12 protein-coding genes and 2 rRNA genes are annotated in these 11416 nt (G+C 37.2%); 1 reads left to right on the forward strand and 13 read right to left on the reverse strand.

The window, feature by feature from the left end; all coding sequences use genetic code 11:
- Positions 1-15 precede the first annotated feature (15 nt).
- Complete coding sequence (gene metG / locus FC748_RS21780; protein ID WP_108031369.1) at positions 16-1992, reverse strand: methionine--tRNA ligase; 1977 nt, start codon at positions 1990-1992, stop codon at positions 16-18.
- Between the two features lie 347 nt (positions 1993-2339).
- On the opposite strand from metG, the gene FC748_RS21785 reads away from it, so the two are divergent.
- Entirely contained in the window at positions 2340-2618 is a 279-nt protein-coding gene (locus FC748_RS21785; protein WP_024362580.1) for a transition state genes transcriptional regulator AbrB, read from the forward strand.
- Positions 2619-2887: 269 nt separating this feature from the next.
- Here the strand turns inward: FC748_RS21785 and rsmI are convergent, their stop codons facing one another.
- From rsmI to FC748_RS21845, 12 genes are all read right to left on the reverse strand, one after another.
- Positions 2888-3763, reverse strand: coding sequence for a 16S rRNA (cytidine(1402)-2'-O)-methyltransferase (rsmI, locus tag FC748_RS21790; RefSeq protein ID WP_024362579.1), 876 nt, complete (start codon positions 3761-3763; stop codon positions 2888-2890).
- Positions 3764-3765: 2 nt separating this feature from the next.
- On the reverse strand, positions 3766-4023 hold the full coding sequence (locus FC748_RS21795; RefSeq protein WP_108031371.1) for a GIY-YIG nuclease family protein: 258 nt from the start codon (positions 4021-4023) through the stop codon (positions 3766-3768).
- Positions 4007-4756 (reverse strand): tRNA1(Val) (adenine(37)-N6)-methyltransferase, encoded by a 750-nt coding sequence (locus tag FC748_RS21800; protein WP_024362577.1) that lies wholly within the window; start codon positions 4754-4756, stop codon positions 4007-4009. The genes FC748_RS21795 and FC748_RS21800 overlap by 17 nt, the downstream gene beginning before the upstream one ends.
- A gap of 63 nt (positions 4757-4819) precedes the next feature.
- Positions 4820-5176 carry a DNA replication initiation control protein YabA gene (gene yabA, locus FC748_RS21805; protein WP_024362576.1) on the reverse strand — a complete coding sequence of 119 codons (357 nt, stop codon included), beginning with the start codon at positions 5174-5176 and terminating at the stop codon, positions 4820-4822.
- A 27-nt stretch (positions 5177-5203) separates the two neighbouring features.
- Positions 5204-6019, reverse strand: a complete 816-nt coding sequence (locus tag FC748_RS21810) for a PSP1 domain-containing protein (RefSeq protein WP_024362575.1) — start codon at positions 6017-6019, stop codon at positions 5204-5206.
- Entirely contained in the window at positions 6012-7016 is a 1005-nt protein-coding gene (gene holB / locus FC748_RS21815; RefSeq protein WP_024362574.1) for a DNA polymerase III subunit delta', read from the reverse strand. The genes FC748_RS21810 and holB overlap by 8 nt, the downstream gene beginning before the upstream one ends.
- A gap of 158 nt (positions 7017-7174) precedes the next feature.
- Positions 7175-7615 (reverse strand): YaaR family protein, encoded by a 441-nt coding sequence (locus FC748_RS21820; protein WP_024362573.1) that lies wholly within the window; start codon positions 7613-7615, stop codon positions 7175-7177.
- A gap of 95 nt (positions 7616-7710) precedes the next feature.
- Complete coding sequence (locus tag FC748_RS21825; protein WP_024362572.1) at positions 7711-8040, reverse strand: cyclic di-AMP receptor DarA; 330 nt, start codon at positions 8038-8040, stop codon at positions 7711-7713.
- A gap of 281 nt (positions 8041-8321) precedes the next feature.
- Positions 8322-8951, reverse strand: a complete 630-nt coding sequence (gene tmk / locus FC748_RS21830; RefSeq protein ID WP_108031374.1) for a dTMP kinase — start codon at positions 8949-8951, stop codon at positions 8322-8324.
- 17 nt (positions 8952-8968) lie between these two features.
- On the reverse strand, positions 8969-10393 hold the full coding sequence (locus FC748_RS21835) for an aminotransferase class I/II-fold pyridoxal phosphate-dependent enzyme (protein ID WP_024362570.1): 1425 nt from the start codon (positions 10391-10393) through the stop codon (positions 8969-8971).
- A gap of 534 nt (positions 10394-10927) precedes the next feature.
- Positions 10928-11043 (reverse strand): 5S ribosomal RNA (gene rrf, locus FC748_RS21840).
- A 66-nt stretch (positions 11044-11109) separates the two neighbouring features.
- Positions 11110-11416 (reverse strand): 23S ribosomal RNA (locus tag FC748_RS21845); the annotation flags it as partial.

The following is an 11416-nucleotide window of genomic DNA, read 5'->3' on the forward strand; positions in this document are numbered from 1 at the left end:
GCCATACTGCATTTTTTATTTTACTTTTGCACCATTTTCAAGTTTTGGATCAACAGAGGCTAGCTTTAAAATTCCATCTTTTTCACCCGCTAAAATCATCCCTTGTGATAATTCACCACGTAATTTTACAGGTTTCAAATTTGCAACAACAATCACTTTTTGTCCGACTAGCTCTTCCGCAGTATAATACTTAGCAATTCCCGAAACTACTTGGCGTTGCTCATATCCAAGCTCAACTTGAAGCTTTAATAATTTATCCGCTTTCGGAATCGGTTCACATGCTGTAACCGTTGCCACACGTAAGTCTACTTTCATAAAATCATCAATAGATATTTCTGGAATTTCTGGAATTTCCACAACTTTTGATTCTGTGCTTGGTTCTTCTTCTTGAGAAGTTTTTACAGAGCCGCGCATTTCTTCACGAATGTAAGTAATTTCAATTTCACTATCTAAACGTGGGAAAATTGGTGTACCTTTTTCTACCACTTTAATGTTTGCTGGAATAGTATTACCGAATGTTTCAATTGTTTCCCATGATAAAAATTTGTCGTCTAATCCTAATTGTTGCAATATGCGTGTCGGTGTAGATGTCATAAATGGTTGTAACATAACGGCAATATGATGTAAACTCTCTGCCAAATTCCGCATAACAGCCCCTAATTTTGGCTTATCTGCTTCTTCTTTTGCAAGTACCCAAGGCTGTGTTTCATCAATGTATTTATTTGTACGAGATACTAGTGTCCAAAGGTCAGCTAATACAACACTAAATTGCATTTTTTCCATACTTTCTTCATATTTAATACGTACAGTTTCTGCATGCACTTTTAACGCCTCATCAAATTCTGTCGATTGAAGATTTTCTGTAGGAATATTGCCATCAAAATACTTATTAATCATAGAAATTGTACGGTTTAATAAATTACCTAAATCATTAGCTAAATCAAAATTTGTTCGCTCCACAAATGATTCTGGTGAAAATACGCCATCTGAGCCAAATGGTAACTCTCTTAATAGGAAGTAACGTGTTGCATCTAATCCATAACGTTCGATTAACATTTCAGGATAGATAACATTTCCTTTTGATTTCGACATTTTTCCGTCTTTCATCATAATAAATCCATGCGCGAACACTTTTTTAGGTAATGGTAAATCAAGAGCCATTAAGAATATCGGCCAATAGATTGTATGGAAACGTACGATATCTTTTCCTACAACATGTACATCGGCTGGCCAATATTTATTAAATAACGTTTCATCTTCTGATAAGTAACCTAAAGAGGTAATATAATTTGTTAACGCATCTACCCAAACGTAAATTACGTGTTTTGGATCTCCCGGTACTTTAATGCCCCAATCAAATGAAGTTCGTGAAACTGATAAATCTTCAAGCCCTGGTTTAATAAAGTTATTAATCATTTCGTTTTTACGAGATTCCGGTTCGATGAATTCTAAATTTTCTTCATAATAAGCGAGTAGGCGATCTGCGTATTTCTTCATATTAAAGAAGTAAGATTCTTCTTTAACTTTGTGTACAGCGCGACCACAGTCTGGACACTTTCCATCTTCTAATTGCGTTTCAGTAAAGAATGACTCACAAGGGGTACAGTACCATCCTTCATACTCACCTTTATAAATATCGCCGTTGTCTAAAAACTTTTGGAAAATCTTTTCGACAGTTTTCTTATGACGTTCTTCCGTTGTTTGAATGAAATCATCATACGAAATATCCATTAATGCCCAAAGTTTTTTCGCTGCCTCGGCAATATCATTTACATATTCTTGAGGATGCTTGCCAGCTTCTGCAGCTTTTTCTTGAATCTTTTGTCCGTGCTCGTCCATCCCAGTTAAGAAACGTACATCATAGCCACGTAAACGTTTGTAACGTGCAATCGTATCAGACGCTACTGTCGTATACGCAGTACCAATATGAAATTTTCCACTTGGATAGTAAATCGGGGTTGTTATATAGAATGTTTTGTTTTGTTCGCTCACGAGAACTGCCTCCAATGTTTCACAGTATAATATCTATTCTATCGAAGTACGAAATTCGTTTCAATGAAAGTTTATCGAATGCGAAAAATGTCGAATATTATATTAATCCATTTAATGTCTTTTATAAGAAGCTTTTTTACTATAAAATAAAATCTATAATAAAAACCTTTTAAAAACGTACAAATAACAGTTTTCTCCTCAAAAATTTTTACAAACAAGAAATAATTACTGTATTAATTAATTGACGTTTATGGCATTACTTGGTATGATAACTATCAGACAAGGAAATTATGTCGAAATTTGACGAAACACAAATATAACTTTTACTTATAGGAGGAAAAATAATTATGAAATCAACAGGTATTGTTCGTAAAGTCGATGAATTAGGTCGTGTGGTAATTCCAATCGAACTTCGTCGTACATTAGGTATCGCTGAAAAGGACGCTTTAGAAATCTACGTAGATGATGACAAAATCATCCTAAAAAAATATATGCCAAACATGACTTGTGCTGTTACTGGTGAAGTTTCTGATGATAACTTCCGTCTAGTTGGAGGCAAATTAATTTTAAGCCCTGAAGGCGCAGAAATGCTGATGAAAGAAATCCAATCTAGCTTAAAAAAATAAACCCTTTCCTGCACCTAAATCGACAACAGCGGTTTAGGTGTTTTTATTATTTAATAAAAATTTCTTTTTATAATGGTAAAGTATTATATATACTTCCCATATAATGTCCATGTCAGACCTCTTTTAATAAGATTACTCGCTTTTACAATTATTATCAATTTAAACATTTGCATTTTAATAAGGATAATCATTCTCAATCGTTATAATTTGGTAAATATTGTTTATTTCGAATAAAAAAGATTGCCTCCGTGGAGACAACCTTTTCATACTCACTCACTATGGTATTCGTTATAAATATCACGCTTCGCTACTTGGCGCAGTTTCGCTACCTCTTTTATTGCTTCCTTAGAAGTAACGCCTGATTCGGCAATAATATAATCGACATGTTCCACAACATTCATGTCAATCCAATATACATCTTCTTGCATATCTTCTTCTGCATTTTGATTTCCTTCTAAAACAATACAAAATTCTCCACGGATTTCTTCGGTTTGAGACCATTCCACCGCTTCTGATATAGTACCACGAAGAAACTCCTCGAATTTTTTTGTCAGTTCACGCGCCAGCACAATGCGGCGATTACCAAGAATTAATTCCATATCCTTTAGTGTTTCTTTTAAACGATGGGGAGCCTCGTAAAATAAGATGGTTTCTTGTCTTTTTTTTAATTGCTCTAATTGTTGTCGTCTCTCTTTTTTTCCACGATTTAAAAACCCGTAAAAGAAAAAGGGTTGTGGTGTTAAACCAGAAGCAATTAAAGCAGAAATTGCGGCATTTGCACCTGGAATTGGTACTACAGCTATTCCTTCGGCAATTGCCTTACTCACAATATCTGCCCCTGGGTCCGAAATACAAGGTAAACCAGCATCACTTACTAATGCCACCGTCTTTCCTTGACGTAAAAAACTTAGTAGCTTCTCTCCCCCGGCATCAATATTATGTTCGTGATAACTTACAAGTGGAGTTTCAATATCAAAATAGTTGCAAAGCTTCTTTGTATTCCGTGTATCTTCAGCAGCGATCACATCCGCTTCCTTTAAAATACGTAGTGCACGTACACTCATATCCTCTAAATTGCCAATGGGTGTTGCTACAAGGTATAAATGTCCTTGATGATCGTGCATCGTACTTTTTTGTGATTTCACGATTAATCCCTCCCTATATAGTTCGTTTTTTGCGCCCGTGTTAACTGCTTAAAAGCATATTCTGCCCGCATCGCTTCTTGTTTTGTGTCGAAAGTTTCGACATAAATACATTCAACTGGTCCTCTAGCCCGTGTATATTTGGCACCTTTTCCTGCATTATGTGCGGCAACACGTTTTTCTACATTATTTGTATAACCTGCGTAATAAGTCTTGTCCGCACATTCTAACACATAAAAGAAATGACTATTCGTTTTGTCCATAAAGCATTGCTCTCACTTCGGCTGTATATTCATTATTTGAATCATAGACATACAGTGGGGGTAATATTTTCAAATCTGGTTTACCATCCTTTATTGCTTCTATTAATAAAGTATTGGCTTCCTTCCCTACTTTCGGATAAATCAGTTGCATGCGTTTTGGTTCTAATCGATTTGCTCGCATAGCTGTGACAATATCCAATAAGCGACCAGGGCGATGTACAAATGCTGCTTTTCCACCTTGTTTTAATAATCTACTTGCCGATTGCACTGCTTCATCGAGTGTTAAATGTAATTCATGTCGTGCTATCGCGTAATGTTCGGATAAATTTTTATCACTTGCTTCATGCGCTAAAAAATATGGCGGATTACAAGTCACTACATCATATTTTTCTATTCCTAATTGAGATGGAATTTCCTTTACATCCCCAAGTACCATATTGATTTGTTGCGCTAGGTTATTATACCGAATACTTCGCTCTGCCATATCAAATAAACGAGGCTGTAATTCTACACCCGTAATATGCCCTTTCGTTCTAGCACTTAAAAATAACGGAATAACACCATTGCCTGAGCATAAATCCACTATTTCCCCTTTATGATAAGGTACATTGACAAATTTCGAAAGTAACACTGCATCCAATGAGAAAGAAAAGACAGATGGGCTTTGAATAATACGTAAATTCTCTGCCAACAAATAATCTAACCTTTCATCATCCTTCAACCAATTTTCCATGAGCCTTCCTCCTACTATACAAAACAAAAGACTGATACCACCGAAGCGGGAATCAGTCTTCTATTACACATTTTGCTTATTTAAAAATGATAGACAAAACAGACAATCTTCACCTTTACGTGAACTTCCAAAATGAACATGACAAACGTGGAAGCCCTCTTGGTATAGACGTGCTAAGTTATCATATCCCTCGCCAATATCTAATGGATTCTCTTTCTTCTCATCTGTAGCCTGTACGGTGTTCTCTTTAGAAAGTAGTTCTTCTAGACGTGTACGAAGGTGATGATTTTCTGTTTCGAGTGCCTTATGTTCTTCCATCATTAACGCTACAAATTGCTTCAATGCACCAAATTGCGCCTGCATTGCTTCGAGCTGTTGTTCGAACTCCATAACGGTATCTAAGAAATTACGGTCCTTCACCCAAGCCACCTCGTTAAATTCTCTATCTTATATAAGATTTTTTTCGCATGCTAGCAGTTCTTCGAGCGTATACTCAACCGTGCGCTCTTGCTCCTGTAAATATACTTGAATAAGTCTCTCTAGCACATTTAAACCAACAACTCTCCCACGGCCATCTGGTGTCATTGTCATTTCACCAATATCCGGCATACCCTCTTTTGCTTCTTCGTATTCATCGTTTTCATACTTCAAGCAGCACATTAAACGACCACATAACCCAGATATTTTAGATGGGTTTAAAGATAAATTCTGATCTTTTGCCATTTTAATAGACACCGGATCAAAATCACCTAAAAATGTTGAACAGCATAGCATTCGGCCACAAGGACCAATACCACCTAATAATTTTGCTTCATCTCGAACACCAATTTGGCGGAGCTCGATACGCGTTCTAAAAACAGATGCTAAATCTTTTACTAAATCCCTGAAGTCAACACGACCTTCTGCCGTAAAGTAAAAGATTATTTTATTGCGATCAAATGTATATTCAACATCAACAAGTTTCATCTCTAGTTTATGTTCTATAATTTTTGCATTTGCTAGCTCAAATGCACGTTTTGACTCTATCGCATTTTCTTCAACTTGAATACGATCACGTTCATCTGCTGGTCGTAGTACTTGTTTAAGTGGCAATACGACATCATTTTCCCCTACTACTTTTTGAGGGACAACTACCTTCCCGTATTCTACACCACGAGCTGTCTCTACAATGACATATTGACTGTCCTCTAGTAGAAATGATGCTGGATCGAAATAATATATTTTACCCGCCTTTTTAAAGCGGATTCCTACTACATTATACAAATGTATATCCCTCCTGCAGATTTAGCATTAGCTGCTCCATCAATAACGTCCTATTCATGTTACGCTGTAAAGATGCACGCGCCTGTAAAATGGACTCCATTTGACTAGATAGGCGTTCAAAAGTCGAATGTAACGCAGCTTCTTTAAAAGTCTGTAACATGTCTGGATAAGTACAAGCTGCTTCGGGATTAGCTTTTATTGACACTATATCACGGTAAGCAAATAGTAGTAAATCCAATGCTTGCTCCATTTCGCTTTTTTCCTTAAATAGTGGCAACCATTCCTCATGTACAACTATCATAGCTTCATGTACATTTTGGCGAATTGCCTCTACTAATTTTAACACTGTTTTTCGAGCCTGTGCAAACTGCTCATCTTTTGCTAAAAAAATAGCGGTTTCGAGCTCGTTCGTCATCATGCTAACCGTAGAAGCCATGGAGTGGGGAACGTCATTTTCTTGCAAATGCTTTAACAACAATTGACGCGGCATCTTTTGAAACTTAATATGCTGACAGCGCGAACGAATAGTAGGTAATATTGATTGCATCTGCTCTGTTAACAAAATAGCCGTAACTTCTCCATCGGGTTCTTCTAAAAATTTTAAAATCATATTAGCAGATGCTATATTTAAACGATCCGCATGATGCAGAACGTAAATTTTACGTCCTTGCTCAACACCCATCATTTTCATCTCAGAAATAAGATCACGTATTTGATCAATTTTAATAAATTGACCTTCCGGATAGATTTCGTGAATATTCGGATGATTTCCCGAATCAACACGTCTGCAATTTCGACATGTTTCACATGGAACATTTTCATGTGGATGTTCACATAGCATTAATTTTACAAAAAAATGCATAATATCCACTTTCCCTGTTCCTTTTTCGCCATCAAAAATGTATGCATGGGCTAATCTATTTTTGTCAAAAATCGTTTGAAGCTGCTTCATTACGACTGGCTGTAGTGTGAAAAGCTCTTCAACATTCTTCGCCATTTTTTATTATATTCCTTCCTATATCTATAAAGCCTTTTGGACTTGTACATGTAAATTTATTTTTGGTAGAAGCAACGCTTTACCAATTGTGATAGTAAGGAGTCCTACTGATCAAATTTGAAAAAAGCCCGCGCCTACAAGTGAACAAGACACGGGTTTTACATATATAAATTAATTAATAGACCTTTAATCTCGCCAATTTTGTCAAGAAGGTCAATCGCTTCCTTTTCTTCATCTAAAATATCTTGTGCAAGCTCCACAAGACGCGTATCAATTGTCTCAATGATTTTCAATCGTCTTCCTTCACCAAAACGATTCCATGTATGCGATTGTTTTAATTCCATACCATGCTCTACAGTTTCCTGTAAGAAACGCTTCACAAGCATTTTAAAACGAGCAAGCTCTCGCAAATTACGGGATCTTGCGACACGGTCACCAGCAGTTGAAATATCCCCCAACAATCGTGTTAGTTGTTCGGTTTGCAATTTGGAGCCTTGCTTGACGACCATATCACCAAATCGGTTATTTTGATTATTATTTTGTAGAGGCTCCTTACGATTAGTATTGATCCCGACACGTATATCTTGATTGATCTTCAAGCTTCATTCGCCCCCAATTGCTTTATTATCAATGTCATCTATAGTTATGAATTTTTACTGCCAGTTTGGCAATGCTCACTAAATATTAAATACTGTTAAAAGTGGTGAAATTGTTCGATTGGTAAAACAAAGACGGTAGCGCCCCCTACCTCTACCTCCACTGGATATGGGATATAGGAATCTGCATTACCACCTAATGGCGATACGGGTGCAACCAATTGTTCCCGTGCTCGACAATTATCACGGATAATATCTAAAACTTTGGGTATGAGAGAGTCTTCTGTTCCAATTAGAAACGTCGTATTACCAGAGCGTAAAAAACCCCCTGTACTCGCTAATTTTGTTGCGCGAAACTGATTTTTCGTTAAAGCATTCGATAAGCGGCTACTATCCTGATCTTGTACAACAGCTACGACTAACTTCATTCGCACTCACCCCTTTATATAATTGGCCTTGATAGAATTTATTCAAAACAGCAACATCTACTAACAATTTCAATCCACACTTAGAACGAAAAGGACGCTAACAACATTCATGTTAAAAAATCTTTGCGACAATTTGTCTTTGTTCATACGCGTATTAGATGAAAGTAGGCACATTGCATTCTTCTTAGCACTTATAAGGTAAAGTTTTCTTTTATCCGATGCAGTAAATGGGTCATCAGATGTTACCATTATATCACAATATGGTAGTTAACTTCATGTTTTTACTGCATTGCCTTATACACTATTGCCCATACATCTTCAACTACATGCTCCATACTTTGGTCGGCATTAATAACTCTTATACGTTCTGGATATCGTTTTACTAATTGTAAATATCCCTCACGCACCTTTTGATGAAAGGCCAAGCTTTCAACATCAAGGCGGTTTACTTCACGATCCCCATGTGCGTGTATACGCGCTAAACCAACCTCTGGTGAAATATCAAATAGGATAGTTAAATCGGGTAATTTTTTCCCAATTGCAAATTCATTAATTGATAGTACTTCATCTACACCGATGCCACGTGCATATCCTTGGTAAGCTAACGATGAATCAATAAATCGATCACAAATAACCATTTTCCCAGCATCTAAAGCAGGACGTACTTTTTCAAAGTAATGCTGACTTCTCGCTGCTGCGTACAACAATGCTTCCGTCCGTTCATCCATTGCTGTGTGCGCGGGATTTAAAATGATTGTTCGAATTTTTTCGGCGATTTCAATGCCTCCAGGTTCTCTCGTTGCTAAAACATCTATATTTTCTTGTGCTAATCGTTCAGCTATTTTTTTAATTATGGTTGTTTTCCCGGCACCTTCTGGACCTTCAAATGTAATAAATAAATTGCAATTCATGCTGTTATTGCCTCCAACTATTTAATGACCTCGATCATTTTTTCCTCTAACCTGTGATTTCCTTGAAATGTTGCACCTGTTGCAAGTAATTCCTCTAACTGACTTAGTTTAGCCACCGTAATTTTTTCTCCTGGAACGAGTAATGGGATGCCAGGAGGGTAAGGAATAATCATACTTGCAGCCGTACGTCCCATTGTCCGCATGTAGGGTAGCCATTCCTTCTTCATATTTGCAATTTCATCAAATGAATATGCTGGTTCCGTAATAGCCGTGAAACTGTAGGCATTGTGCGAAACGGCTTGTATTTCTGTTTTTTCAGTGTTTAATAATGCTGTCACAGCCTCTTTTATACGTACGCGAATCTCTGCAAATGGAAAACTATACCCTTGTTTTAAAAGTGGCAATACAAGTAATACCTGATGAGCATCGGCAAGCTCTGCATATACCTGCTTCGCTTCTAATGCTTCCTGTAGTTGATAACCACTATAACCTTTAACACGAAGCAATAACTTTATAGGGTCATCTACCTCGATGACTTCAAGCGAACCAATTGAACGTAATGCATCGACCCATTGATTTTTTTTCTCTATTATATATGCACCATCGCTCTCCATATATGTCTGTATATAATAGCGTGCATCATCCAAAGAAGCTAACAATATATAAGATGGACTGCTGGATTGTAACATGCGTAAATAGTGATGGATACTATCAACATTCACTAATTGTGAGTTCACATGCATAAAAGAAGCCATGGTCATAGCGGGCAATGTTTTGTGCGCTGACTGCACAACAACATCCGCGCCGAAGGTTAAAGCAGATGGCTGGAATAAAGAACAAGCATTAAAATGAGCCCCGTGCGCTTCATCTACTAAAACGGGAATGTTTTTTTCATGACAATATGCTATTTGCTGCGATAGTTCTTTAGATATCATACCGTAATATGTTGGATACGTTAAAACCACTGCCTTAACGTCTGGATACTCATCAACTGCCTGTTTTAGATCGTGATAGGAAACATGTGTTGCAGTTAATGTTCGGTCGTCCCAAAGTGGAGAAACATAAACAGCCTTTGCTCCAACAAGCTCAATTGCATGAAAAATAGATTTATGAGCATTGCGTTGTACAATGATCGTATCGCCTCTTTTACATGTAGCATATATCATCGCTAAATTCCCAACTGTTGAGCCACCTACTAAAAAAAAGCTTTTCGTCGCACCATATGTTTCAGCTAGTAAATTTTCAGCCTCTAATATCATTCCCTCAGGATAGTGCAAGTCATCCATTCCTGTTAACTCTGTTACATCGTAGCGCATAACATCTTTAAAAGCCTGTGGTAAACGAGAAAATTCTCCATGTTTATGCCCTGGTACATGAAAGGATATATTTTGTTGTTGTCGAAAACGCTCTAAACCTTCTACAATTGGCTTTTTCTTTTGCAAAACAAGACACCCTTTTTCGTTTATTATATTCTTTAATTATACGGGATTATGGCACGATAAAAAAGCTATCCTATAAAATAGGATAGCTTAAGATTTAAGATGCAAGAATAACCATAAAACAACATTTGGTTTTCATTCCAACTGCTACAACGATTCAAAAAGTGCCAATAATTTAGTTAGGTCAGCAAAATGCAGAAACTTCTCTCTTATTCCTAAAAAAGAATGGCCCCTCTCAATATAGCAAATTCTTTAAGTATCTCTTTTTCATCACTTTCACCATTTACAATACCTCTATCTATTTCTTACCGTATCTATTGATGTATGATGTCACCCATTCTCCAATAGTTTTCTCAGGTTAACGATACACATGCTGTTTAGAGTATCTCAACTATAAGTTAGAATAAGTGTCACATACTTTTTGAGCTAAGCAACTAATCATGATATTACAATGTGTGATTGTTTCTTTAGCGCTTTGGATACGTTAGGATTTCAAATAAAAAAAGACTGAAGATTTCTCTTCGGTCTTTTTAAGTTGCCTAGCGACGTCCTACTCTCACAGGGGGAAGCCCCCAACTACCATCGGCGCTAAAGAGCTTAACTTCCGTGTTCGGTATGGGAACGGGTGTGACCTCTTTGCCATCATCACTAGACAGTATTTAATTGAAAGATTGTTCTTTCAAAACTGGATAAACGGTGCATTGAATGTTTCAAACTTTTTGGTTAAGTCCTCGATCGATTAGTATTCGTCAGCTCCATGTGTCACCACACTTCCACCTCGAACCTATCTACCTCATCGTCTTTGAGGGATCTTACTTACTTGCGTAATGGGAAATCTCATCTTGAGGGGGGCTTCATGCTTAGATGCTTTCAGCACTTATCCCGTCCACACATAGCTACCCAGCGATGCCTTTGGCAAGACAACTGGTACACCAGCGGTGTGTCCATCCCGGTCCTCTCGTACTAAGGACAGCTCCTCTCAAATTTCCTACGCCCACGACGGATAGGGACCGAACTGTCTCACGA

Source organism: Lysinibacillus sphaericus (genome assembly GCF_005217585.1).
GTDB lineage: Bacteria > Bacillota > Bacilli > Bacillales_A > Planococcaceae > Lysinibacillus > Lysinibacillus sphaericus.